Annotated in this window: 37 protein-coding genes; 1 reads left to right on the top strand and 36 read right to left on the bottom strand. The window is 42.2% G+C overall.

Features of this window, described 5'->3' with window-relative positions; genetic code table 11:
- Positions 1-18 precede the first annotated feature (18 nt).
- The 35 genes from ABS301_RS22425 to ABS301_RS22595 form a co-directional block, all read right to left on the bottom strand.
- The gene (locus ABS301_RS22425; protein ID WP_349674323.1) at positions 19-1248 is read right to left on the bottom strand and encodes an N-acetylmuramoyl-L-alanine amidase family protein; all 1230 of its coding nucleotides are present in this window, start codon (positions 1246-1248) and stop codon (positions 19-21) included.
- Positions 1249-1441: 193 nt separating this feature from the next.
- Entirely contained in the window at positions 1442-1978 is a 537-nt protein-coding gene (locus tag ABS301_RS22430) for a bL17 family ribosomal protein (RefSeq protein WP_349674324.1), read from the bottom strand.
- Between the two features lie 97 nt (positions 1979-2075).
- Positions 2076-3044 (bottom strand): DNA-directed RNA polymerase subunit alpha, encoded by a 969-nt coding sequence (locus ABS301_RS22435; protein ID WP_097002521.1) that lies wholly within the window; start codon positions 3042-3044, stop codon positions 2076-2078.
- A 108-nt stretch (positions 3045-3152) separates the two neighbouring features.
- On the bottom strand, positions 3153-3746 hold the full coding sequence (gene rpsD, locus ABS301_RS22440) for a 30S ribosomal protein S4 (RefSeq protein ID WP_170820903.1): 594 nt from the start codon (positions 3744-3746) through the stop codon (positions 3153-3155).
- Positions 3747-3762: 16 nt separating this feature from the next.
- On the bottom strand, positions 3763-4164 hold the full coding sequence (gene rpsK / locus ABS301_RS22445; protein WP_006771855.1) for a 30S ribosomal protein S11: 402 nt from the start codon (positions 4162-4164) through the stop codon (positions 3763-3765).
- A 227-nt stretch (positions 4165-4391) separates the two neighbouring features.
- Positions 4392-4760, bottom strand: coding sequence for a 30S ribosomal protein S13 (gene rpsM, locus ABS301_RS22450; protein WP_349674325.1), 369 nt, complete (start codon positions 4758-4760; stop codon positions 4392-4394).
- Between the two features lie 27 nt (positions 4761-4787).
- Positions 4788-4901 (bottom strand): 50S ribosomal protein L36, encoded by a 114-nt coding sequence (gene rpmJ / locus ABS301_RS22455; RefSeq protein WP_003497809.1) that lies wholly within the window; start codon positions 4899-4901, stop codon positions 4788-4790.
- 309 nt (positions 4902-5210) lie between these two features.
- The gene (gene infA / locus ABS301_RS22460) at positions 5211-5429 is read right to left on the bottom strand and encodes a translation initiation factor IF-1 (RefSeq protein WP_013274317.1); all 219 of its coding nucleotides are present in this window, start codon (positions 5427-5429) and stop codon (positions 5211-5213) included.
- 5 nt (positions 5430-5434) lie between these two features.
- Positions 5435-5716: a KOW domain-containing RNA-binding protein gene (locus ABS301_RS22465; RefSeq protein ID WP_349674326.1), complete on the bottom strand. Its 282-nt coding sequence runs from the start codon at positions 5714-5716 to the stop codon at positions 5435-5437.
- Between the two features lie 4 nt (positions 5717-5720).
- Entirely contained in the window at positions 5721-6491 is a 771-nt protein-coding gene (map, locus tag ABS301_RS22470) for a type I methionyl aminopeptidase (protein ID WP_277405902.1), read from the bottom strand.
- Between the two features lie 3 nt (positions 6492-6494).
- Positions 6495-7139, bottom strand: coding sequence for an adenylate kinase (locus ABS301_RS22475; RefSeq protein WP_349674327.1), 645 nt, complete (start codon positions 7137-7139; stop codon positions 6495-6497).
- An 85-nt stretch (positions 7140-7224) separates the two neighbouring features.
- Positions 7225-8547 carry a preprotein translocase subunit SecY gene (gene secY, locus ABS301_RS22480; RefSeq protein ID WP_349674328.1) on the bottom strand — a complete coding sequence of 441 codons (1323 nt, stop codon included), beginning with the start codon at positions 8545-8547 and terminating at the stop codon, positions 7225-7227.
- Between the two features lies 1 nt (position 8548).
- Positions 8549-8989, bottom strand: coding sequence for a 50S ribosomal protein L15 (gene rplO / locus ABS301_RS22485; protein ID WP_349668222.1), 441 nt, complete (start codon positions 8987-8989; stop codon positions 8549-8551).
- A gap of 26 nt (positions 8990-9015) precedes the next feature.
- The gene (gene rpmD / locus ABS301_RS22490; protein ID WP_277405900.1) at positions 9016-9198 is read right to left on the bottom strand and encodes a 50S ribosomal protein L30; all 183 of its coding nucleotides are present in this window, start codon (positions 9196-9198) and stop codon (positions 9016-9018) included.
- Positions 9199-9211: 13 nt separating this feature from the next.
- Positions 9212-9721: a 30S ribosomal protein S5 gene (gene rpsE, locus ABS301_RS22495; protein WP_349668221.1), complete on the bottom strand. Its 510-nt coding sequence runs from the start codon at positions 9719-9721 to the stop codon at positions 9212-9214.
- An 18-nt stretch (positions 9722-9739) separates the two neighbouring features.
- A complete protein-coding gene (rplR, locus tag ABS301_RS22500; RefSeq protein WP_349668220.1) occupies positions 9740-10108 on the bottom strand; it encodes a 50S ribosomal protein L18 in 369 nt (122 codons plus the stop codon).
- Positions 10109-10125: 17 nt separating this feature from the next.
- Positions 10126-10668 carry a 50S ribosomal protein L6 gene (gene rplF, locus ABS301_RS22505; RefSeq protein WP_349668219.1) on the bottom strand — a complete coding sequence of 181 codons (543 nt, stop codon included), beginning with the start codon at positions 10666-10668 and terminating at the stop codon, positions 10126-10128.
- A gap of 175 nt (positions 10669-10843) precedes the next feature.
- Positions 10844-11245 carry a 30S ribosomal protein S8 gene (gene rpsH / locus ABS301_RS22510; protein WP_349668218.1) on the bottom strand — a complete coding sequence of 134 codons (402 nt, stop codon included), beginning with the start codon at positions 11243-11245 and terminating at the stop codon, positions 10844-10846.
- A gap of 24 nt (positions 11246-11269) precedes the next feature.
- Entirely contained in the window at positions 11270-11455 is a 186-nt protein-coding gene (locus ABS301_RS22515) for a type Z 30S ribosomal protein S14 (RefSeq protein ID WP_002566501.1), read from the bottom strand.
- A gap of 16 nt (positions 11456-11471) precedes the next feature.
- On the bottom strand, positions 11472-12011 hold the full coding sequence (gene rplE, locus ABS301_RS22520) for a 50S ribosomal protein L5 (RefSeq protein WP_349668217.1): 540 nt from the start codon (positions 12009-12011) through the stop codon (positions 11472-11474).
- Positions 12012-12032: 21 nt separating this feature from the next.
- The gene (gene rplX / locus ABS301_RS22525) at positions 12033-12338 is read right to left on the bottom strand and encodes a 50S ribosomal protein L24 (RefSeq protein WP_349668216.1); all 306 of its coding nucleotides are present in this window, start codon (positions 12336-12338) and stop codon (positions 12033-12035) included.
- A 14-nt stretch (positions 12339-12352) separates the two neighbouring features.
- Positions 12353-12721 (bottom strand): 50S ribosomal protein L14, encoded by a 369-nt coding sequence (gene rplN, locus ABS301_RS22530; protein ID WP_097002536.1) that lies wholly within the window; start codon positions 12719-12721, stop codon positions 12353-12355.
- Positions 12722-12747: 26 nt separating this feature from the next.
- On the bottom strand, positions 12748-13002 hold the full coding sequence (rpsQ, locus tag ABS301_RS22535; protein WP_024834879.1) for a 30S ribosomal protein S17: 255 nt from the start codon (positions 13000-13002) through the stop codon (positions 12748-12750).
- 97 nt (positions 13003-13099) lie between these two features.
- Entirely contained in the window at positions 13100-13306 is a 207-nt protein-coding gene (gene rpmC, locus ABS301_RS22540; RefSeq protein WP_349674344.1) for a 50S ribosomal protein L29, read from the bottom strand.
- Between the two features lie 2 nt (positions 13307-13308).
- The gene (rplP, locus tag ABS301_RS22545; RefSeq protein ID WP_104439453.1) at positions 13309-13734 is read right to left on the bottom strand and encodes a 50S ribosomal protein L16; all 426 of its coding nucleotides are present in this window, start codon (positions 13732-13734) and stop codon (positions 13309-13311) included.
- Positions 13734-14390 carry a 30S ribosomal protein S3 gene (gene rpsC / locus ABS301_RS22550; RefSeq protein WP_349674329.1) on the bottom strand — a complete coding sequence of 219 codons (657 nt, stop codon included), beginning with the start codon at positions 14388-14390 and terminating at the stop codon, positions 13734-13736. Before rpsC ends, rplP begins: the two co-directional genes overlap by 1 nt.
- Before the next feature lie 11 nt (positions 14391-14401).
- On the bottom strand, positions 14402-14788 hold the full coding sequence (rplV, locus tag ABS301_RS22555) for a 50S ribosomal protein L22 (RefSeq protein WP_349674330.1): 387 nt from the start codon (positions 14786-14788) through the stop codon (positions 14402-14404).
- 77 nt (positions 14789-14865) lie between these two features.
- The gene (rpsS, locus tag ABS301_RS22560; protein WP_024834874.1) at positions 14866-15147 is read right to left on the bottom strand and encodes a 30S ribosomal protein S19; all 282 of its coding nucleotides are present in this window, start codon (positions 15145-15147) and stop codon (positions 14866-14868) included.
- Positions 15148-15166: 19 nt separating this feature from the next.
- Positions 15167-16015 carry a 50S ribosomal protein L2 gene (rplB, locus tag ABS301_RS22565; RefSeq protein WP_097002542.1) on the bottom strand — a complete coding sequence of 283 codons (849 nt, stop codon included), beginning with the start codon at positions 16013-16015 and terminating at the stop codon, positions 15167-15169.
- A 121-nt stretch (positions 16016-16136) separates the two neighbouring features.
- Positions 16137-16436, bottom strand: coding sequence for a 50S ribosomal protein L23 (gene rplW, locus ABS301_RS22570; protein ID WP_104439456.1), 300 nt, complete (start codon positions 16434-16436; stop codon positions 16137-16139).
- A complete protein-coding gene (rplD, locus tag ABS301_RS22575) occupies positions 16436-17056 on the bottom strand; it encodes a 50S ribosomal protein L4 (protein WP_349674331.1) in 621 nt (206 codons plus the stop codon). The genes rplW and rplD overlap by 1 nt, the downstream gene beginning before the upstream one ends.
- A gap of 29 nt (positions 17057-17085) precedes the next feature.
- A complete protein-coding gene (gene rplC, locus ABS301_RS22580; protein WP_349674332.1) occupies positions 17086-17721 on the bottom strand; it encodes a 50S ribosomal protein L3 in 636 nt (211 codons plus the stop codon).
- A 220-nt stretch (positions 17722-17941) separates the two neighbouring features.
- Positions 17942-18259, bottom strand: coding sequence for a 30S ribosomal protein S10 (gene rpsJ / locus ABS301_RS22585; RefSeq protein ID WP_013274341.1), 318 nt, complete (start codon positions 18257-18259; stop codon positions 17942-17944).
- Between the two features lie 323 nt (positions 18260-18582).
- Positions 18583-19935: a PspC-like choline-binding domain-containing protein gene (locus tag ABS301_RS22590; protein WP_349674333.1), complete on the bottom strand. Its 1353-nt coding sequence runs from the start codon at positions 19933-19935 to the stop codon at positions 18583-18585.
- 195 nt (positions 19936-20130) lie between these two features.
- Positions 20131-20307 carry a hypothetical protein gene (locus tag ABS301_RS22595; RefSeq protein ID WP_349674334.1) on the bottom strand — a complete coding sequence of 59 codons (177 nt, stop codon included), beginning with the start codon at positions 20305-20307 and terminating at the stop codon, positions 20131-20133.
- Positions 20308-20500: 193 nt separating this feature from the next.
- Here ABS301_RS22595 and ABS301_RS22600 point away from each other — a divergent pair, with 193 nt between their 5' ends.
- On the top strand, positions 20501-21370 hold the full coding sequence (locus ABS301_RS22600; protein WP_349674335.1) for a class I SAM-dependent methyltransferase: 870 nt from the start codon (positions 20501-20503) through the stop codon (positions 21368-21370).
- A gap of 11 nt (positions 21371-21381) precedes the next feature.
- On the opposite strand, the gene ABS301_RS22605 is transcribed toward ABS301_RS22600, so the two are convergent.
- Positions 21382-22419 (bottom strand): acyltransferase family protein, encoded by a 1038-nt coding sequence (locus ABS301_RS22605; RefSeq protein ID WP_349674336.1) that lies wholly within the window; start codon positions 22417-22419, stop codon positions 21382-21384.
- Between the last annotated feature and the right edge of the window lie 68 nt (positions 22420-22487).

Raw genomic sequence — 22487 nt, forward strand, 5'->3', positions numbered from 1 at the left:
CTCTACTTCCTTTCTACCCTACTTTCTCCAGATTCCCTCTCCATCTAGTGTAAAACCACTGATGGTAGTGCTGACTGCCTTTGATCCTTCACCTGGATAAAAATAAAACCAGTTGCCATCAATCTGCTTCCAGCCTTCCTGCATAACACCCTTGGAATCAGCATAATACCACTTATTGTTATAGGAAATCCAGCCAGTTATCACAGCACCCTCAACTCCACTTGTGGTGGATGGGTTTAAATAATACCATTTGTTATCGGATTTGTACCAGCCTGTCAGCATGGCTCCGTCATTGTTCATGAAATAGGTCTTGTCACCTTTTTGCTGCCAGCCGGTAAGCATTGTACCGTTTCCGTCAAAAAGATACCATCTATCATTGATTTTAGACCAGTTGTTCTTTAAATAACTTCCATCCGGGTAGCGATAGCTCCAGGTGTTTCCGTTCTTAATCCAGCCCACTGCTCCGGTCGATGCTGTGCCGCTGTCCTGTCCGCTGCCATCGGATACTTTTTCCTGAGGTACATATACCTCACCGGATTCAGTCCAGTCACTGTTCTTTCCGTATTTATCTTCAGTGCTACTATATGGCACAGTACGCACTTTAAAACTGTAGGTGCCTGCTTTGGTCATATAGGGATAAAAATTATAAGAAGTTGCTTTCAGTTTCTCTACCTTCTTAATAATGGAACTTCCGCGGTACAAATATACATCATAAGCTCCAGAGCCGTTATCTGGTGCACTCCACCTGGCATTACCAAAACCAGAATCCTTCCAGTCAGCATCTTCCGGAGATTCATAGGTACCTTTCACAGGTTTAAACGTAAATGTTACATATAAAGTATCCGTACCTGAACGGTTTGAGGAAACATAGGTACCGCCTTTAATCGAGATATTGCTCGACTGATAGCCTCCTTTAAATGCATACTCATCAGCATCCGTAGCATGCAACGTCACCTTCATCTTCGGTTCAGAACCAATCTTCATTTCCTTGCTGTCGGATGTGATCCAGTCCAAGTCTGACACTTCGTATCTGTTGTTATTGGTATAAACATAATTACCGCTTTCCGATGTTGTAGAAAAAGATGTCTCGGAAGGCAGAGTGTCTCCAGTGGAAATGTCTTCAAGTCCTACGTTAATCGTTACAGACGTTATGGTTTTCACGGTAGCAGCCATTGTCTCAAATGGTATACTGGCCATCAATACCCCCAATGCAGAGACGATAGTCACCAGTCTCTTTAAACGCTTCATACTTAATACCTCCCGTTTTTATTTTAGCGGATTATAACAATAGAACCATAATATTCTACAATTTACATTATAGCCCTGAAAGCAATTGTCCGTCAACTTACGATATTCTTTCTTTATTCTTGCGTTTCTTAACTGAGGGGGAAATAAAAAAAACCGATAAGGAATCGCTTCCTTACCGGGATTTTATTATTAATTATACAAGCTCAAGAAGTACTTCCATTGCTGCATCACCTTTACGCAGGCCGATCTTAACGATACGTGTATAACCACCATTACGGGATACATACTTTGGTGCAACCTCATCAAACAGCTTCTTTGGAAGATCAACAGACTTTGTATTCTTCTTTCTTCCTGCAGCTTCAGACGGAACTTCTGTTACATCGTAAAGGACTTTTAACATCTGTCTTCTTGCATGAAGTCTGGAAGGAAGATCTTTTTTGATCTCTTTCTCAACTTCATCATAAACAGTTACTTTCTTGCCGTTTACAACATCTTTCACTCTCTTGCCGTCTTTATCTTTACGTGCAACTTTAGCTGTTACCTTAACAGTCTCAAAGTTATCCTTTTCTTTCACTGCTAAAGCGATCAGGCCTTCTGCAACTTTGCGGATTTCCTTAGCTCTTGCTTCTGTTGTCACGATCTTGCCATTATAGATTAATGCAGTTACCTGGCTTCTGATTAATGCTTTTCTCTGACTGGAAGTTTTTCCCAGTTTTCTATATCCTGCCATCTCAATATTCCTCCATTTGTGGAACACGGATACATGCTTCTTCGGTCTTACTGTATCAGTGCTTAATCTCCATAAATCAACTGCTTAAGCGAATCAATTATGCATTGGTATCATCGCTCGGATTCAGCTGTAAGCCTAATTCCTTCAACTTCGCCAACACTTCTTCTAAAGACTTGCGGCCTAAGTTACGTACCTTCATCATATCTTCAGAAGTTCTGTTGCACAGTTCTTCTACCGTATTGATTCCGGCTCTCTTAAGACAATTATAAGAACGAACGGAAAGCTCCAGTTCATCTATATTCATCTCAAGAACTTTTTCCTTCTCATTGTCTTCCTTCTCCACCATAACTTCTGCAGTCTTGGCGTTCTCAGATAAATCAATGAACAGGTTCAAATGCTCACTCAGTACCTTTGCAGCCAGGCTGACTGCTTCATCCGGTGCCAGAGTTCCATTTGTAAATACATCTAAAGTCAGCTTATCATAATCGGTAACCTGACCTACTCGGGTGTTTTCTACCGTCATATTGACGCGTTCTACTGGTGTATAAATAGAATCAACAGCTATCACACCTATCGGTAAATCTTCACTCTTATTTTTGTCTGCACTCACATAGCCACGGCCTTTTGTGATAGTAAGTTCCATATAGAACTTGCTGTCTGTACCGCCGCTAAGTGTAGCGATAACCTGATCCGGGTTCATGATCTCGATATCGGGATCAGCCTGGATATCAGCAGCTGTTACCACACCTTCGCCTTCAAACTCGATGTATGCAACTTTTGCTTCGTTGGTATCGCTGTTGTTTTTAATAGATAAGCTCTTGATGTTCATAATGATCTCAGTCACATCTTCCTTAACACCAGGAATAGAACTGAATTCATGCAAAACGCCGTCGATTTTTACCTGGCTAACTGCAGCGCCCGGTAAGGAAGAAAGCATGATTCTTCTTAAGGAATTACCTAAAGTCGTGCCATAACCTCTTTCAAGCGGTTCAACTACAAACTTGCCATACTTTTTATCTTCTGAGATTTCAGCAATCTCAATGTTTGGTTTTTCAAAATCGAACACTAATAGCCCCTCCTTTTGGGTATTTTGTATCGAGGGTCTTATACTCAAACCTTGCCCGGAAGCATAACGCCCCCGGGCGAAAGCCAGCTTCTATCAACAGACTTTCAATTATTTGGAGTACAACTCGACGATAAGCATTTCATTCACTGGAACATCAATCTCATCTCTTGTTGGTAACTCTTTAACAGTACCACGTAAATTCTCATGGTCGACATCAAGCCATGCTGGAACCATACGGCCAGCTGTTGTTTCCTGAACACTTTTAAATCTTGCATTGGATTTGCATTTTTCTTTTACTTCAATTACATCGCCAACTTTTACGATGAAAGAAGGAATGTTTACGCATTTACCATTTACAAGAATGCTCTTATGGTCAACCATCTGTCTGGTCTCTCTTCTTGTTCTTCCGAATCCCATACGGAAAACTACATTGTCAAGTCTTCTCTCAAGAAGAATCATAAGGTTTTCACCAACCATACCATTCATTCTTTCAGCCTTGGCGTAATAGTTACGGAAAGGTTTCTCAAGCACACCGTAGATGAATTTAGCTTTCTGCTTTTCTCTCAGCTGAATGCCGTACTCACTCATCTTTCTGTTTGCTCTTTTTAATTCTCTCTTTGATTTTTTATCTATTCCTAAATAGATCGGATCAAGACCAAGGGATCTACATCTTTTAAGAACAGGAACTCTATCAACTGCCACTGTAATTACCTCCTAATTAGACTCTTCTACGTTTTGGTGGACGACATCCGTTATGTGGAACAGGAGTTACGTCCTTGATGCTGGTTACTTCTAAACCGCATGCCTGAAGTGCACGAATAGCTGCTTCACGGCCTGAACCAGGACCTTTAACCATAACGTCTACTGATTTTAAACCATGTACAAGAGCTGCTTTAGTAGCAGTTTCTGCCGCCATCTGAGCTGCATATGGAGTAGATTTCCTTGAACCTCTAAATCCCAGACCACCAGCACTTGCCCATGATAATGCATTACCCTGTGTATCAGTTAATGTCACAATTGTGTTATTAAAAGATGACTGGATATGTGCTTGTCCGCGTTCAACGTTTTTCTTTACGCGCTTTTTTGTCACTTTTTTAGTAGTGGACACTTTTTTAGCCATTTTAAACTAACCTACTTTCTTTATAGTTGCTCCGCCCTGCCCGCAGCCGCGTAACGCAGGGTACGAAATCTGAATCCTGTTATTCCTGTTTTTAAAACATGTAACGTGATTCTGTATTGTTGTTTATTGATGTTCTTTTCCCTTACGGTCAAAGAACGGCTTTGCCCGATAAAGCGGGGCACGCTGTCACACCGAATTCGTGAGATACCTCACTAAGTGTTCAATGCCTATTTCTTCTTATTTGCTACAGTCTTTCTTGGACCCTTACGAGTTCTTGCGTTGGTCTTAGTTTTCTGACCACGAACCGGAAGACTCTTTCTATGACGGATTCCGCGATAGCATCCGATTTCCTGAAGTCTCTTGATGTTCATAGCGATTTCTCTACGTAAATCACCTTCTACAGTCTGAGACTGAGTAATCACTTCTGCAATTCTCTTTACTTCGTCATCGGTTAAGTCCTTAACACGAGTGTCAGGATTAACGCCAGCAGTTGTAAGAATGCGGTTTGAACTGGTTCTACCGATACCGTAGATGTAAGTTAAACCGATCTCAACACGTTTTTCTCTTGGTAAATCAACACCTGAAATACGAGCCATGTGTGTAGTACACCTCCATTAATTATTTTAACCTTGTCTCTGCTTATGCTTAGGATTTTCACAGATTACTCTGATACTGCCTTTTCTTTTGATGATTTTGCATTTTTCGCAAATCGGCTTGACTGATGATCTAACCTTCACAGCAATTCTCCTTTCCGTTATGCGCCCTTTCACATGCAAAGGTAAGTCCCCCGCACCTGATTCTTCTATATAAATCCGGCGGCAAAGGAGCCTCCTTCCAAAAGAGCTTTCTGAGTATACCCGCAGTGTGTTTTTATCTTAAAACCAGTGCTGCCCTCATGGGCATAATACACCCAGTATTTCAACAAAGTCGCTATAGCATTATAACACTGTTTCTTTTAAAATGCAAGCGGTTTTTCCTATATATTTATTAACCCTTTGCCCTGGCGTGTCGCGCTCCAGATGCGGAACGCGCCGGACCTGGACGCTTTATTTATCTCGCCAGATGATTCTTCCCTTGCTTAAATCATAAGGGGACATCTCAATGGTTACCTTATCACCTGGTAAAATACGAATGTAGTTCATGCGAAGTTTTCCGCTTATGTGAGCTAATACCTGATGCCCGTTTTCCAGTTCAACCTGGAACATGGCATTGGGAAGCTTCTCCACAACGGTGCCTTCAATTTCAATAACATCTGCTTTTGACATAAAGCTTACCTCCTAACAACCTGATCTTCTCTTTTGAAACATCGGATGAAATATTTGATCTCTTCATCAGTGACTCTTTTATTTTCCCGGATTTTATCTCCCGGGGACTGTTTCTCCCACAAAAGGGGGATTACATGCTTTTTCTTTTTTTTCTTGGGGCAGTCAAGACGTCTTATTTTTCCGTCCACCAGATATATATATTCGCCTTCCTCACGCAATATGAAGAAAAATTCTCCTTTGTCGTGCCCTGCCGTTGATTTTACCAATAAACCGGTGTATTCACTCATCGGTCTATTCCCCGCAGACAGAGGAAACCAGACTTAATATCTCCGGCTCACCTTCTGTGATAAGAACCGTGTTCTCATAGTGAGCGGACAGCTTTCCGTCTTCTGTTACTACGGTCCAGTCATCATCAAGCCAGACTACCTCCAATGTCCCCTCATTAATCATGGGCTCAATGGCAAGTGTCATGCCTGGTCTTAATTTGATTCCCCGTCTTCTTGTGGAAAAATTCGGTATCTCAGGATCCTCATGTAAATGGGAACCGATTCCGTGGCCGACTAAATCCCGGACAACGCCATATCCGAACTTTTCTGCATATTTCTGGATTGCTGCAGATATTTCACCTAAATGATTGCCAGATTTTGCATATTTAATCCCTTCAAAGAAACATTGTTTCGTCACTTCCATGAGTTGGCCCGCTTCAGGAGTGATCTCTCCGATCCCGTAAGTCCTTGCTGCATCAGAATGAAATCCTTTGTAAATAACCCCTGCATCAAGACTTACAATATCTCCTTCTCTCAGTACACGCTTCTTACTTGGAATCCCGTGAACCACTTCATCATTGACTGATACACAGATGGAGGCAGGATAACCATTATAATTTAAGAAAGAAGGTATACAGCCATAGCTTCTTATGATCTCTTCACCCAGATGGTCAATATCCCAGGTCGTCATTCCCGGCTTCAAGGCCTTCTTAAGTTCTTCATGAGTGATGCAAAGAATTCTTCCAGCCTCTCTCATAAGTTCTATTTCTCTTGCAGATTTAATCGTAACTGACATAAACTATGCTCCTAGGATGACAGTGATATCGGAGAACACTTTATTTAATTCCTGTGTTCCGTCAACATTCACCAGCACGCCGGCTTCTTTATAATAATCAATCAATGGTCTGGTCTGATCATGGTAAACCGCCAAACGTTTTTTTACGGTTTCCGGCTTATCATCATCTCTTAAGACAAGTTCTGAACCACAGACATCGCATATTCCCGGAACCTTGCTGGGGTTATACACAATGTGATATGTAGCTCCACAGGATATACAGGCACGCCTTCCTGACATTCTGTTGATAATATTCTCATCGGGAACGTCAACGTTTATCGCAAAGTCTATCTTCTGTCCCATTTCAGTAATGGCATTCTGAAGGCTTTCTGCCTGGGGAATGGTTCTTGGAAATCCGTCCAGTACGTAACCGTTTCTGCAGTCTTCCTGCTGGATACGGTCCATCAGCATACCGATGGTAAGTTCATCCGGTACAAGAGCTCCCTGATCCATATATTCCTTCGCTTTTCTTCCCAGCTGCGTTCCTTCTTTTATGTTGGAACGGAAAATATCTCCGGTAGAAACATGAGGAATCTGATATTTCTCAGCAATTTTTTTAGCCTGGGTACCTTTGCCGGCACCAGGGGCACCTAACATGATGATTTTCATCAACAGTCCCTCCATTAATATAAGGTTTAAATAGCACAAATCCCAAGGAAAAACACGCCACGGCGTGCCTCCCTTGGTTTGCTTTCTAATCGTTTAAAAATCCTTTATAGTAGCGCACAAGCATCTGGGACTCAATCGCCTTTAATGTCTCCAGCACAACACTGACAATAATGATCAGGGATGTACCACCGAAAGAAAGACGGCTTACACTGAATACACCGGAAACCATAATCGGAATGATACAGACGATAGTCAGACCGCATGCTCCTATAAATACGATATAGTTTAAAATTGAATTAAGGTAATCACTGGTTGGCTTACCTGGGCGGATACCCGGAATAAAACCACCGGACTTTTTCATATTATTTGCTACTTCAAGGGGATTAAATGTAATTGAAGTATAGAAATATGCAAACACGATGATAAGCGCGATATAAACCACAAGGCCGATTGTATAAGCCGGTCTTTCGGGTTTAAACCAGTTGGAAGAACTGAGTGCGGCTAAAATATGTCCGCCGATGCTGTCGTAGTTGATCCTGCTTCCCATAAACTGGGAGATCACTACGGGGAATGACATGATGGAGGAAGCGAAAATAACCGGGATAACACCGGCGGTATTTACCTTCAGCGGAATGTTGGTTGCTTGTCCGCCTACCATCTTGCGTCCCTGCATCTTTTTGGAGTACTGCACAGGAATTCTTCTTTCACCATCCTGAAGGATGATGACGAATACAACGATTGCGACAATCACTGCAATAATAATGATCGCTGCAACAGCAGCTACTGCAACTGACTTACCAGACATAAATCTGGTATAAAGTGTAGATGCATCGGAAGGGAAGCTGGAAATGATGTTAAACAAAAGGACAATGGAGATACCATTACCCACACCGTTTTCCGTAATACGCTCACCGATCCACATCAGGAGCGCACTACCTGCCGTCATGGTAACTACTGCAATAATAACGCTTAATGCATTATATTCTTTTAACAGTCCCTGGCCTCCGAATCCCATCGCCATAGCGATAGATTCGATTAAGGCCAGAGCAACTGTAACATAGCGGGTGTATTCTGCAATCTTCTTTCTTCCATCCTCACCGTCCTGCTGCATTTCCTCAAGTTTGGGAATTGCAATGGTAAGGAGCTGCATGATAATGGAAGATGTGATGTAGGGGGTAATGCTCAGGGCAAAGACGGACATATTGGTAAAGGAACTACCTGTCACTGCGTTAAAAAATCCAAACGCATCGTTATTATTCTGAGCAAAAAAATCTTTAAAAAAGCTTGTTTCAACTCCTGGAATCGGCAGCTGTGAGCCGATTCTGGTAACCACCAGCATCAGGAACGTATAGATGAGTTTCTTTCTTACGTCCTTGATCTTGAATGCATTACGGAGTGTTTTTAACATATTAGATCACCTCGCAGGTTCCACCTAAAGCCTCGATTTTGGTTTTTGCGCCTTCGCTGAAAGCACCTACCTTTACTGTAAGCTTTTTGGTTAATTCTCCATTTCCAAGGATCTTAACTCCATCACGCGGATTCTTAACGATACCGCTCTCTAATAAAGTCTCAACAGTTACTACTGTACCGTTGTCGAATGCTTCTAAAGCGCCTACATTAATGCCAATGATTTCTTTTGTATTTCTATTTGTAAAGCCTCTCTTCGGAATACGTCTGTATAAAGGCATCTGACCACCTTCGAAACCTGGTCTGGTAGCTCCGGAACGAGCCTTCTGTCCTTTATGACCTTTACCTGCTGTCTTACCGTTACCTGAACCGTGACCGCGGCCTCTTCTGAAGTTATCGCTGTGTTTGGAACCCAACGCAGGCTGTAAATTTGATAAATCCATCGCTTGCACCTCCTTACTGTTTTCTCTTAAATCTCTTCAACTTTTACTAAATGACGCACGTTAGCGATCATACCTCTGACTGCACCATTGTCCGGCATCTCAACTGTTTTGTGAAGCTTCTTTAAGCCTAATGCTAAAACGGTTGCTTTGTGCTTCGGTATAGCGCCGATCGGGGATTTCACCAATGTGATTTTTAATTTATCTGCCATCTTCTTATCCTCCTTAGCCTAAAATCTCTTCAACAGATTTGCCGCGAAGCCTTGCAACTTCCTCAGGAGTCTTTAACTGAGTCAATCCTTCGATTGTAGCCAAAACTACATTCGTCTTATTATTGGAACCTAAAGACTTTGTACGGATATTCTTAATACCTGCAAGCTCTACAACTGCACGGGCAGGACCTCCCGCGATAACTCCTGTACCTCCGGTTGCTCTCTTAAGAAGTACGGAAGCACTTCCAAATTTACCAACCAGATCATGAGGGATACTGTTGTTCTCATCGATCGGAACAGTAACCATATTCTTTACAGCAGCCTCTTTTCCTTTACGGATTGCTTCTGGAACTTCTCCGGCTTTGCCAAGACCAGCACCAACATGGCCATTGCCATCGCCTACGACTACTAAAGCAGAGAATCTCATGGTACGTCCACCCTTAACGGTTTTAGATACACGCTTGATAGCAACCACCTTGTCGTTTAATTCTAACTGATTTGCTTCAATATTTGTATGTTTCACGCTGTGTTCTCCTCTCTACTAGAATTCCAGACCAGCTTCTCTGGCTGCGTCTGCTAATGCCTGAATCTTACCCTGATATATAAATCCGCCTCTGTCGAAGACAACTTCTTTAATACCTTTTTCGATTGCTCTCTTAGCAACCAGGGTACCGATATATGCTGCTGCATCAACGTTGTTAGTTTTCTCTAATTCTGCTTTTAATTCTTTTTCTACTGAAGAAGCAGCAACTAAAGTCTTACCAACTGTATCGTCAATAATTTGAGCATACATATGATTATTACTTCTAAAAACAGCTAAACGTGGTCTCTCTGCAGTACCTGCAAGACGATTACGTAATCTGTTGTGCTTCTTAACGCGGATTTCGCTTTTTGACTGTTTGCTAACCATCTTTACACTCTCCTTAATTATTTCTTACCAGTCTTACCAACTTTACGTCTGATCACTTCGTCAGCATACTTGATACCCTTGCCCTTATACGGCTCAGGTCTTCTCTTATCTCTGATTTCAGCAGCGTACTGGCCAACTTTTTCTTTATCAATACCTCTAACGAAGATGATGTTCTGACCTTCCATGGTAGCTTCGATACCTTCTGGATCTTCCATCTCTACCGGATGAGAATATCCAAGGGAAAGAACAAGCTTATTGCCCTGCTTCTGAGCTCTGTAACCAACACCGTTGATTTCAAGCTTTTTCTCATATCCTGCAGTAACACCAACGATCATGTTGTTGACTAAGGTTCTTGTAAGACCGTGTAAAGATTTCATCTTCTTTAAATCGTTTGGTCTTGTTACAAGGATATGACCATCTTCTTCTTTGATTGTCATCTCTGTGGGTAATACTCTTTCAAGAGTTCCCTTAGGACCTTTTACAGTCACTTTATTATTTTCTGCAATTTCAACAGTTACTCCTGCTGGAATAGCGATAGGCATTCTTCCTATACGTGACATGCCGTCTACCTCCTTAAATTTTCGGAGAGGAACTTAAGTCCTCTCTGTTTTCAGATGCATTTTCCCTGCGTCCCACTACGTTTCACAGGGTTGTTCTTCTCCCTTTGGTCGAAGAACGGCTTTCACACTAAACTCACGCTTCGCCTGTGGCTCGCGTTCATTAAGTGTTCAATGCCTACCAAACAAATGCAAGTACTTCTCCGCCAACGCCCTGAGTGCGTGCTTCCTTATCGGTAATTACGCCCTGGTTTGTAGAGATTACTGCAATACCAAGACCGCCCAGTACTTTTGGCATTTCTTCCTTGTTTGCGTATACACGTAAACCTGGTTTAGAAATTCTCTTGATACCTGTGATAATTTTTTCGTTTTTATCTTTACCGTATTTTAATGTGATCCGGATTGTCTGGAACGCACCGTCTTCTACGATATCATATTTCTTAATGTATCCCTCTTTAACAAGGATATCAGCAATAGCTAATTTCATCTTGGATGAAGGTACATCTACTGTATCATGTTTTGCAGTATTTGCATTACGGATTCTTGTAAGCATATCTGCGATTGGATCGCTCATTGTCATTTTGAAATTGCCTCCTTCCTTAATTTACCAGCTTGCTTTTTTAACGCCTGGGATCTGACCCTTATATGCTAATTCACGGAAGCAGATTCTGCAGATTCCGTATTTTCTTAAATAAGCATGCGGACGACCGCAGATTCTGCAACGATTGTATTCTCTTGTGGAGAATTTAGCAGGTCTCTGCTGTTTGATCTTCATTGAAGTCTTAGCCATGGATTAATTCCTCCTACTATTTTGCAAATGGCATGTTGAATAATGTCAAAAGTTCACGGGCTTCTTCGTCTGTCTTAGCGGTAGTAACAAATATAATGTCCATACCTCTTACCTTGTCAACTTTATCGTATTCAATTTCAGGGAAAATAAGCTGCTCTTTAATACCGAGTGCATAGTTACCTCTGCCATCAAATGCGTTAGGATTTACACCTCTAAAGTCACGTACTCGGGGAAGTGCAAGGTTGATCAGACGATCAGCAAATTCATACATTCTTTCACCGCGCAATGTAACTTTACATCCGATTGGCATACCTTCTCTGAGTTTGAAGTTAGCAATTGATTTTTTTGACTTTGTTAACACTGCTTTCTGACCGGAGATGATTTCTAAATCTCTTACTGCAGAGTCTAAAATCTTGGCATTTTCCTTTGCTTCACCAATACCCATATTGATGACAATCTTGTCTAACTTCGGTACTTCCATGATGTTCTTATATCCAAATTTCTTGATCATAGCTTCTACGATCTCTGACTGGTACGTATCTCTTAATCTAGCCAATTTTTATTCCTCCTCTCCGAATTAATCAATTACTTTTCCGGTTGCTTTCGCAACGCGGACTTTTTTGCCGTCTTTTACTTCAAAGCCGACTCTGGTTGCTTTTCCGTCAACAACAAGCATTACATTGGAGATATCAAGTGCAGCTTCTTTCTGTACGATACCACCCTGTGGGTTTCCAGCGCCTGGTTTCACATGCTTTGTGATCATGTTAACGCCTTCTACTACCACTCTGTCATTCTTCATATCTACATGAAGAACTTTACCCTGTTTATCTCTATCTTTTCCTGCAATAACCTTTACAAGGTCATCTCTTTTAATTTTATGCACAGTCCGACACCTCCTTATAATACTTCTGGAGCTAAGGAAACAATTTTCATGAACTGCTTCTCTCTTAACTCTCTGGCAACCGGTCCAAAGATACGAGTTCCTTTGGGAGTCTTGTCATCTTTGATAATTACGGCAGCATTCTCATCGAACTTGATATATGAACCGTCTTTACGGCGTGCGCCTTTTACAGTACGCACAACAACGGCTTTCACAACGTCGCCTTTCTTAACAACACCACCAGGTGTTGCATCTTTTACGCTGGCAACGATAACATCACCAATATTAGCATATCTTCTTGTAGATCCGCCCATAACACGGATACAAAGAAGTTCTTTTGCACCAGTATTGTCGGCAACCCTTAATCTGGTTTCCTGCTGAATCATGCCTGTTACTCCTTCCTGGAAATATATTATTTCGCTTTTTCGATAATCTCCACAAGTCTCCATCTTTTGTCTTTGGACAGCGGTCTTGTTTCCATAACTTTTACTGTATCGCCCATGTTGCAGTCATTCTTCTCATCATGTGCTTTTAATTTATACGTTCTTTTTACGATCTTGCCGTATAAAGGATGTTCTACATGGTCTTCAATCGCTACAACAATGGTCTTATCCATCTTGTTGCTAACAACCTTACCAGTACGGGTTTTTCTAAGATTTCTTTCCACGTTCTGTATTCTCCTTTCGAGTTTTGGCCTTCCATGGCCCCAATCTATAAGTTAACACACACTCGTGTGTGTCATGCTTTTTTTAATAAGCTGCAACTTAAGCTAATTTAGCCTTCTCAGTTATAACAGTCTGAATTCTGGCAATGTTTTTGCGAACCTCATTGATACGGCTTGTGTTATCAAGCTGGTTGGTTGCATTCTGGAATCTTAAGTTGAAAAGTTCTTTCTTTGCAGCTACTAATTCTACATTCAGCTCGGCAACTGATTTTCCTTTTAATTCTTCAACATATTTATTCATTTTCACTGTCATTCACCGCCTTCTAAATCTGCTTTAGCAGCAATTTTACATCTGCATGGTAATTTGTGCATAGCAAGACGTAAAGCTTCACGTGCTGTTTCTTCAGGTACTCCAGCGATTTCGAATAATACACGACCTGGTTTTACTACTGCTACCCAGTATTCCAGAGCGCCCTTACCGGAACCCATTCGGGTTTCTGCTGGCTTTGCTGTTACAGGCTTATCCGGGAAAATCTTGATCCAGACTTTACCACCACGCTTAATATAACGGGTCATGGCAACACGGGCTGCCTCAATCTGATTTGATTTGATCCAACATGGGTCTAAAGCGACTAAACCGAACTCACCACTGCTGATTGTATTGCCTCTTAAAGCTTTACCAGCCATGCTACCACGGAACTGTTTACGACGCTTAACTCTCTTAGGCATTAACATTATTTATCGCTCCCTTCCCTTTTAGCTTTAGTTGGAAGTACTTCGCCGTTGTAGATCCATACCTTAACTCCGATCTTACCGAAGGTAGTATCTGCCTCTGCGAAGCCATAGTCAATATCTGCTCTGAGTGTCTGTAACGGAATAGTTCCTTCGCTGTAGAACTCAGTACGAGCCATATCAGCGCCGCCAAGACGTCCTGCAACTGCAGTCTTGATTCCTTTGATACCTGACTTCATGGAACGTCCCATGGTAGACTTCATAGCACGACGGAAGGATACACGATTCTCTAACTGCTGTGCGATGGACTCAGCAACTAACTGAGCGTCTTTGTCTGGTCTTTTGATTTCTTTAATATCAACAAATAATTTTTTATCTGTAAGCTTCTGAACTTCTGCTTTGATTCTTTCGATCTCAGATCCACCCTTACCGATTACCACACCTGGCTTTGCTGTGTGGATAACAACTTTAACGCGGTCAGATGCACGTTCAATTTCAATATTAGAAATGCCGGCGCTGTATAATTTCTTCTTCAGGAATTTTCTGATCGCATAGTCTTCTACTAAGTTGTCTGCGAAATCAGCTTCAGCATACCATTTTGAGTCCCAGTCTTTAATAACACCGACTCTTAAGCCGTGTGGATTAACTTTCTGTCCCATTATTTGCCTCCTTATCTTTCATTAAGCACGATGGTGATGTGGCTCATTCTCTTTTCGATTCTGTAAGCGCGGCCCTGTGCTCTTGGTTTTACTCTCTTCATTGTCGGTCCCTTGTTTGCAAAACACTCTTCTACATAAAGTTTTGCAGGGTCCATACCGTTATTGTTCTCAGCATTTGCAATTGCTGATTTTAATAACTTCTCTATTAAAGTAGAAGCATATCTGGGATTGTAAGTTACAATACCAAGTGCTGAAACAGCATCTTTGCCTCTGATGGCATCTAATACAAAGCATGCCTTCTGAACTGAAACCCTAGCATAGGATAACTTTGCTGATGGTCTTATGTCCTTCTGGGCATTTCTTTCTCTCTTAATCTGGCTTCTATGTCCCTTAGCCATTGGTGAATCCTCCTTTCAACTTTAACGCCCTTGGGGAATTCTCAAATAAGAATACCCGGAGGGTGTCTGCTTCTCTATTACTTACGACCAGATTTTTTCTCGTCTTTTCCATGTCCTCTGTAAGTTCTGGTAGCAACGAATTCACCCAGTTTATGTCCAACCATATCTTCTGTAACATATACCGGAACGTGTTTTCTGCCATCATGAACTGCAATTGTATGTCCAACCATCTGTGGGAAGATTGTAGAACGGCGAGACCAAGTCTTAATTACCTGCTTTTGTCCTGCTGCGTTCATAGCATCTACTTTTTTCAGTAAATGAGCATCTGCAAATGGTCCTTTTTTAAGTGAGCGAGCCATAGGTTCTAACCTCCTTCATTTATTTAACGGTCTTTCCATCTCTTCTTCTAACGATTAATCTGTTAGACTGCTTGTTTTTCTTCCTGGTCTTTAAGCCAAGTGCTGGTTTGCCCCATGGTGTTGATGGACCTGGACGGCCGATACCAGTCTTACCTTCACCACCACCGTGTGGATGGTCATTCGGGTTCATAACGGAACCGCGAACTGTAGGACGGAATCCCATGTGACGTTTTCTACCAGCTTTACCGATATTGATCAGGTTATGATCACCATTACCTACAACACCGATGGTAGCTCTGCAGTTGATTGGAACCATTCTCATTTCGCCGGAAGGTAAACGAAGAGTTGCATATTTTCCTTCTTTTGCCATTAACTGCGCGCTGTTACCAGCAGAACGAACCAGCTGTCCGCCTTTTCCTGGGTAAAGCTCAATGTTATGAACCTGAGCACCAACCGGGATCTTGCTTAATGGAAGGCAGTTACCTACTCTTGCTTCTGCAGTCTCGCCGCTCATAACAGTCATTCCGTCTGTTAAACCAGCTGGAGCAAGGATATAAGCCTTTGTTCCGTCTACATAGCTGATCAGTGCGATATTAGCAGTTCTGTTCGGATCGTATTCAACACCGATTACAGTTGCTGCAATGCCGTCCTTGCTGTTTCTCTTGAAGTCAATGATTCTATATTTTCTTTTAACGCCGCCTCCGCGATGTCTAACAGTAATTTTACCCTGGTTATTACGGCCGGCTGTTTTCTTAATAGTTTTGCTGATTAAGGATTTCTCAGGAGTTGACTTTGTGATTTCGCTGAAATCAGATCCGGTCATTTGTCTTCTGGAAGGGGTATATGGGTTATACTTTTTGATTCCCATTTTGTATCTCCTTTCAACGCCACCTGGCGTATCTTGTTTATTGTGATATAATGTTCATCACTAAGGTAACTGAAAATCGTTGACGCCGGGCCCGAATGACTTCATGCCAAGCGTTCCGATCTTACAGTCCTTCGAAAATTTCGATATCTTTGCTGTCAGCTGTTAACTGAACGATTGCTTTCTTAGTCTTAGATGTCTTACCGAAGGTTGTTCCTCTTCTTTTGGTCTTTCCGTCTAAGTTCATGGTGTTCACGCTGGCTACCTTGGTGCCTGGGAACATCTTTTCAACAGCTTCCTTGATCATCGTCTTATTCGCATCTGTGTGCACTAAAAATGTGTACTTTTTAGAAGCCATAGCGTTCATGCTCTTCTCAGTTACGATTGGTTTCTGAATCACGTCGTAATATTTAATATCTGCCATTATGCGTACACCTCCTCGATTGCTGCAACAGCAGTCTTGGTAGCAACAACTGTGTTATACTTTAAGATATCGTATACATTGATTGTGTTAACAAAAGCAGTCTTAACAGCAGCGATGTTTCTTGCGCTCATTACTGTGTTAGCGCTGTCATCTCCAACAACTACAAGAGCTTTGGATAACTTTAAGTTGTCTAATACAGCCTGGAACTTCTTTGTCTTGATTTCATCAAACTTTAACTCATCAACAACGATGAACTTATTCTCGTTCACTCTGCTGGTCAGTGCGGATTTCAGAGCAAGTCTTCTTTCCTTCTTGTTCAGTCTGATTGTATAATCTCTTGGTGTTGGTGCGAATACAACTCCGCCGCCTGTCCACTGAGGAGATCTTGTTGAACCCTGTCTGGCATGACCGGTTCCTTTCTGTTTCCACGGTTTTCTACCGCCGCCGGATACTTCAGCGCGTGTTTTTGCCTTCTGTGTTCCCTGGCGCTTATTTGCAAGCTGGCTTACGACTGCCATGTGTACAAGGTGTTCATTTACTTCAACACCAAACACTGCATCGCTTAACTCTAATGTGCCAACTTCTTTACCTTCCATATTGTAAACAGATACGTTTGCCATCTGTGTAATCCTCCTTTCTTATAAAAGCATTAATTAGCTGCTTTTACTGTTTCCTTGATTGTTACGAGAGACTTCTTAGGTCCTGGTACAGCACCCTTAACCAGAATCAGGTTGTTTTCAATATCAACCCTAACGATTTCGAGGTTCTGGATTGTGATCTTCTTATTACCCATCTGGCCAGGCATCTTCTTGCCTTTAAATACCTTGCTTGGATCAGAAGCAGCACCATTGGAACCAGCATGACGATGGAACTTGGAACCGTGAGCCATAGGTCCTCTGGACTGTCCGTGTCTCTTGATAGCACCCTGGAAACCTTTACCTTTGGAGATTGCGGTTGCATCAATCTTATCGCCTGCAGCAAAGATATCAGCTTTGATTTCGTCTTTTACAGAATACTGTTCAGCATTCTCTAATCTAAATTCTCTTACAAATCTCTTGTAAGATACTCCAGCCTTATTAAAATGGCCTTTTAATGGCTTGCTGACCAGCTTTTCTCTCTTGTCAACATAACCAACCTGTACTGCACTGTAACCATCATTCTCAACTGTTTTAACCTGTGTTACTACACAAGGACCAGCCTGAAGAACTGTTACTGGAGTTAATACTCCATTTTCATTGAAGATCTGTGTCATTCCGACTTTGGTAGCTAAAATACCCTTCTTCATGTTTTTACCTCCTGGTTATTAATTCTACAGCGGATTGCTTTCGCAATCATCCTAGAACAGTCCAATATACGTGGAACACTATGACTCCCGCGGCCGACGATTCCGTAATTGCTTACGTTCCGTTTCCGTCCATGGAGATGTTGATTCCTTAGAGGAAAAAGTGTTGCTTCTATATTAAAACCCTTCAGGACATTACCTAAATTGTTTCTTTCGATGAAGATTATTTATTCTTCATCTTGATATCGATATACACCCCTGCCGGCATTTCCAGTCTGGATAATGCATCAACAGTTTTTTGGCTTGGTGTAATGATATCGATGAGTCTCTTGTGGGTTCTCTGCTCGAACTGCTCTCTGGAATCTTTGTACTTGTGAACCGCTCTTAAGATAGTTACCACTTCCTTCTTGGTTGGTAACGGCACCGGTCCGCTCACTTTTGATCCTGTCTTTTTTACAGTGTCGATAATCTTGCCCGCAGACTGATCAACTAACTGATGATCATACGCCTTTAATGTGATTCTCATTACTTGACTTGCCATAAAAAAAGTCGCCTCCTTTTCGCACTTAGTAGAAGTACGACAAGCGGTGACTGTACACGTTCCCGTGTGTGTCATCAATGACCCACACTGACCATCCGTTTGAAACAAACAGAATTTTAAATTGTACAGTGACTTGTCGCCAGTTTCCTAACTTGACATTCGCTCCACGGAAAACCTGCTTTTCAGCAGCAACCTCACGTTTCACAGCTATCATGCCACAGCCTTAACAGAATACCATATTTTCCATGGTAATGCAAGTACTTTTTTCAAAAAAAACGCAAAATCTTTTTTTCTCAGATTCTGCGCTTTTTTATGGATTTTATTTACTTCCAGGCTGGTTCCGAAGGTTCTTTTCCTTCATTCCCAGAGGGGTTTTCCTCATCTACTTTCAACAGGGTTCCATTGCTTCCTGTCTTATATTTTACACCATCTGCACTTTTTACCGTCGTACTTTTGGACACCTTACCTGATGTACTCACAACATAAGTCGTTCTGGCACTTCCTGTAGGAATGGAGATCGGCTCATATTTGTTGCCCTCGTCTGCACACTGAAGTTTTCCCATATAGTAGAGATAGCCATCCTTAACGCCGGTATAACCTCTTCCGCTGTCACTGAAATAATAGGTACTATCGTTTCCGTCACCTTCTGTTACCTTGACTTTTCCCTTTTGCATATTGCTGGTTTTCTTATCTCCGAAATAGAAAGCCGTATACTCAGAGCTGCTTCCTATTCTGATCTTCTGAAGTCCATATACAGGAACACCCAATTCATTAAACAAATATGTCTTATCTTTTATCTTCACCAGGTTGGATGTACTTGCCTCTCCTTCTTTCGGACCGGCTTTTGGAATTCCTGTACTGGAAAAATAAAACCACTCCACGCTTTCTTCATATCCGCTTATATCATGAGGGGGCTCTGTGGAAAACCAGCCTTCACGCAACTTTCCATTGGTGTCATAAAATTTATAATTCTGAATCTCGTATTCTGCATTATCAACTCCGACCTTCTTCCAGCCAGTCTGAAGTGCGCCCCTGTCATCGAAGCAGTAAGCAGTTCCGTCAATCTTATAAGTGCCATAATCTCCGGAGAAATCCTTTGGTATATACTTTTTACCGTTTTCACTAAAATAATACCAGTTCTTTCCGTCATCGGTATCTCCAGGTGTGACCCGGCCTTCGTCGTTACTGTCCGGCGGATAAAGCTTCTGCCAGCCTGTCTTCATCACTCCGTCAGCTCCGGAATAATACATGTCATCAAGGATCCAGCCTGTCTGCATCTCACCATTGGCATCAAAGTAGTACCACTTATTGTCGATTTTAGACCAGTTGTCCATAATCGCTTTGCCACTGCTGCCAAAATAATACCACTTATAATCACTGCTTCCGGAATCCTTGAACTTCATCCATTTATCCGTTACGAGAATTCCGTTGGAATCCATATAATAAGTGTTCTCAACCCAGGTGTTGACTGCCATCTCACCATTGCTGTTCAAATATCTCCACAAATTATCCGCACCCTTTTTCCAGGTGCTGCTTACTTTGCCGCCGCTTGAATCATAATACACCCAGGTACTTCCTGCCTGCGCCCACCCCTCGGCCGCCCAGGCGTCCAAAGATGAAGCTCCGACTGTCAGCATGGCAGCTGCTGCCAGTACAATGAGACCTTTTCTTTTCATATCTTCACTCCTTACAGGGATTTCCTTTTTTACTATAATTTATTTTAACAATTAATCTTAGATTATTCAACTGTTTTAATCTTTCAATTCTATTACAAAATTATTGCTGTATTAAAATTCCATGAAAAAGGCGGAAAAAGGCAGTGCCGGTGTGGATTGTAACTAACTTCCTCCGTCACTGCCTGTTTACCTGATCTATTTAAAATGTTGTCTATCTGCAGCAGTTATTTCTCCTGCAGCAATTATTGCACCTTCTGCAGGACCCGCACCTTCTGCAGCCTGAACAGTTATTGCAGCATCTATTACAGCCGTTACTGCAGATCCAGCCGCAGCCGTTACATCCCCGCCAGTTGCACCAGCAATTGCATCCACAGCAGCCGAAAGAAAATCCCATCCGGAAACAGCCCATAAGTCTTACACCTCTTTACTTAACATTATACTATAATATATAGAACCATCAGACAAGGTGTGAATCACCTTGACGCTAAAAGCTCCATCCAGTATAATCATAGAATCATAAAGATAAAATAATTGTATTTATATAGAAAGAAAGGCGGCATCAAGTATGTGGATTGCAGACGGCTGGAAAGATTATGAAGTAATAGATTGTTCTGAGGGGGAAAAATTAGAACGGTGGGGAAACTACCTTTTAGTCCGTCCTGACCCCCAGGTCATCTGGTCCACCCTGAAGAAAGAAACCGGCTGGACAAAAATGAACGGCCATTACCACCGCAGTGCAAAAGGCGGCGGGGAGTGGGAATTCTTTCATCTGCCGGAACAGTGGACCATCAGCTATAAGGAATTAACCTTTCAGTTAAAGCCCTTCAGTTTTAAACATACAGGACTTTTTCCGGAACAGGCTGCAAACTGGGACTGGTTCGGGGATAAGATTAAGAAGGCTGGGAGACCGGTGAAAGTGCTGAATTTATTTGCTTATACAGGCGGAGCAACACTGGCTGCTGCTCAGGCAGGAGCTTTAGTTACCCATGTGGACGCTTCTAAGGGCATGGTGGGCTGGGCCAAGGAAAACGCCCGTTCATCAGGACTTGAATCTGCCTCCATCCGGTGGATTGTGGATGATTGCGTGAAGTTCGTAGAACGTGAAATCAGAAGAGGTAGCCGTTACGATGCCATTATTATGGATCCTCCGTCTTATGGCAGGGGGCCTAAAGGGGAGATCTGGAAGATCGAAGATTCCATTTATCCCTTTGTAAAGCTTTGTTCCCAGCTCTTATCCGACACCCCGTTATTCTTCCTCATCAACTCCTACACAACAGGACTGGCTCCGTCTGTGTTGTCTTATATGATTTCCACGGAGATCACCAGCAAATTCGGCGGAAGTGTTCAGTCTGATGAAGTTGGGCTTCCTGTGAAAAGCTCTGGTCTTATCCTTCCATGCGGGGCTTCCGGGAGATGGTCTGCTGACCGTATTTAGTATCGTTCAGATCAACGTCCTCCATTAAGCAGGAACCAGATCTGGGGAAGATATTTTCTCAAAAAGGAACCGACAGCGCAGCTGAAAAGAATACAAAAAACCGGCATAATGATATAAAGACCGAGAGAAATAGCCGGAACTGGCGGGAGCAGCAATGCTCCCGTTTTATTAATTAACCTTACAACGGAAAAATGCGTGGCATACAGAAAGAAATTTTGTTTCATCCAATTACCTGCTTCTTTTAAATATCTGCCAGGTACCATAAGCCACAGGCTCACAGGCATCAGAAGACGGAAGCATACCGTGGACGCTGCAATTTCCCCCTTAACATTACCGGGAATATCAATGATTACTACCAGGCAGGCAGCAAGAAAGAGAACTGCCCCGGTTGCGATCCCCCGACGGCTAAATGAATTCTCTGCAATCTCTTTCCCATGCAAAGCAGCATATGCCCCAAAAGAATAATAAAACAGGGCATCCAGGTTTAAGAAAGGAAGTGCACCACCCAGGTAAATGGAACCGAGAATTCCTGCCAGTATCAGCCTGCCAACTGTTTTTTTTCTCATGGCAACGTAGATAACCGGTGCCAGAAAAACCAGCAGGATCAACTGGTGCAAATACCAGAAAACGTAATTATAAGAATAAAAAAGCACTGCCTGGACGGCTTCCTTTATGTGTAAGGGAATTGTGCCCTTTCCAATTATGGTAGAGATAAAAGGGATTCTGCTGCCAATGGCATATCCAAGATAATAAAGAGAGTTCCATATAATATAAGGTACTAAAATGCTTCGTATCCTGGAATTCCATTTTACCCAAATCTGCTTCCATGTAAATCCACGGAAAAATAAATAAGAAGAAATCAAAAAAAATCCGGGAACTGAAATTTGTGCTACTGTATTTCCCCAGAATCGTTCCAACCAGTCAATCCGGTAGCCTAAACCGGTTTTACCTAAAAATAGAACCGCATTATATGAATGAACCCAAATCACCAGAATACTAAAAAGAAATGTAAACCAGACAATTTTATTACGAAAATATTTTTCTTCCATTGGGTCCTCCTCATAAAGCATATCTATTATTTTATCACATAAAATGAAGTTCTATCAATCCTTGTTTA

Origin of the sequence: Lacrimispora sp. (assembly GCF_031982545.1) — a bacterium.
Classification (GTDB): Bacteria; Bacillota; Clostridia; order Lachnospirales; family Lachnospiraceae; genus Lacrimispora.

Bases quoted from the DNA above. Each gene is read 5' to 3' on its own strand.
- ABS301_RS22425 (WP_349674323.1), bottom strand. From the start codon at position 1,248: ATGAAGCGTTTAAAGAGACTGGTGACTATCGTCTCTGCATTGGGGGTA.
- ABS301_RS22430 (WP_349674324.1), bottom strand. From the start codon at position 1,978: ATGGCAGGATATAGAAAACTGGGAAAAACTTCCAGTCAGAGAAAAGCA.
- rpsK (WP_006771855.1), bottom strand. From the start codon at position 4,164: ATGGCTAAAAAAGTGTCCACTACTAAAAAAGTGACAAAAAAGCGCGTA.
- rpsM (WP_349674325.1), bottom strand. From the start codon at position 4,760: ATGGCTCGTATTTCAGGTGTTGATTTACCAAGAGAAAAACGTGTTGAG.
- infA (WP_013274317.1), bottom strand. From the start codon at position 5,429: ATGTCAAAAGCAGATGTTATTGAAATTGAAGGCACCGTTGTGGAGAAG.
- ABS301_RS22465 (WP_349674326.1), bottom strand. From the start codon at position 5,716: ATGAGTGAATACACCGGTTTATTGGTAAAATCAACGGCAGGGCACGAC.
- map (WP_277405902.1), bottom strand. From the start codon at position 6,491: ATGTCAGTTACGATTAAATCTGCAAGAGAAATAGAACTTATGAGAGAG.
- ABS301_RS22475 (WP_349674327.1), bottom strand. From the start codon at position 7,139: ATGAAAATCATCATGTTAGGTGCCCCTGGTGCCGGCAAAGGTACCCAG.
- secY (WP_349674328.1), bottom strand. From the start codon at position 8,547: ATGTTAAAAACACTCCGTAATGCATTCAAGATCAAGGACGTAAGAAAG.
- rplO (WP_349668222.1), bottom strand. From the start codon at position 8,989: ATGGATTTATCAAATTTACAGCCTGCGTTGGGTTCCAAACACAGCGAT.
- rpmD (WP_277405900.1), bottom strand. From the start codon at position 9,198: ATGGCAGATAAATTAAAAATCACATTGGTGAAATCCCCGATCGGCGCT.
- rplR (WP_349668220.1), bottom strand. From the start codon at position 10,108: ATGGTTAGCAAACAGTCAAAAAGCGAAATCCGCGTTAAGAAGCACAAC.
- rplF (WP_349668219.1), bottom strand. From the start codon at position 10,668: ATGTCACGTATAGGAAGAATGCCTATCGCTATTCCAGCAGGAGTAACT.
- rpsH (WP_349668218.1), bottom strand. From the start codon at position 11,245: ATGACAATGAGCGATCCAATCGCAGATATGCTTACAAGAATCCGTAAT.
- ABS301_RS22515 (WP_002566501.1), bottom strand. From the start codon at position 11,455: ATGGCTAAGACTTCAATGAAGATCAAACAGCAGAGACCTGCTAAATTC.
- rplN (WP_097002536.1), bottom strand. From the start codon at position 12,721: ATGATTCAGCAGGAAACCAGATTAAGGGTTGCCGACAATACTGGTGCA.
- rplP (WP_104439453.1), bottom strand. From the start codon at position 13,734: ATGTTAATGCCTAAGAGAGTTAAGCGTCGTAAACAGTTCCGTGGTAGC.
- rpsC (WP_349674329.1), bottom strand. From the start codon at position 14,390: ATGGGACAGAAAGTTAATCCACACGGCTTAAGAGTCGGTGTTATTAAA.
- rplV (WP_349674330.1), bottom strand. From the start codon at position 14,788: ATGGCTAAGGGACATAGAAGCCAGATTAAGAGAGAAAGAAATGCCCAG.
- rpsS (WP_024834874.1), bottom strand. From the start codon at position 15,147: ATGGCTCGCTCACTTAAAAAAGGACCATTTGCAGATGCTCATTTACTG.
- rplB (WP_097002542.1), bottom strand. From the start codon at position 16,015: ATGGGAATCAAAAAGTATAACCCATATACCCCTTCCAGAAGACAAATG.
- rplW (WP_104439456.1), bottom strand. From the start codon at position 16,436: ATGGCAGATATTAAATATTACGACGTGATTCAGAAACCAATCGTAACT.
- rplD (WP_349674331.1), bottom strand. From the start codon at position 17,056: ATGGCAAACGTATCTGTTTACAATATGGAAGGTAAAGAAGTTGGCACA.
- rplC (WP_349674332.1), bottom strand. From the start codon at position 17,721: ATGAAGAAGGGTATTTTAGCTACCAAAGTCGGAATGACACAGATCTTC.
- rpsJ (WP_013274341.1), bottom strand. From the start codon at position 18,259: ATGGCAAGTCAAGTAATGAGAATCACATTAAAGGCGTATGATCATCAG.
- ABS301_RS22590 (WP_349674333.1), bottom strand. From the start codon at position 19,935: ATGAAAAGAAAAGGTCTCATTGTACTGGCAGCAGCTGCCATGCTGACA.
- ABS301_RS22600 (WP_349674335.1), top strand. From the start codon at position 20,501: ATGTGGATTGCAGACGGCTGGAAAGATTATGAAGTAATAGATTGTTCT.
- ABS301_RS22605 (WP_349674336.1), bottom strand. From the start codon at position 22,419: ATGGAAGAAAAATATTTTCGTAATAAAATTGTCTGGTTTACATTTCTT.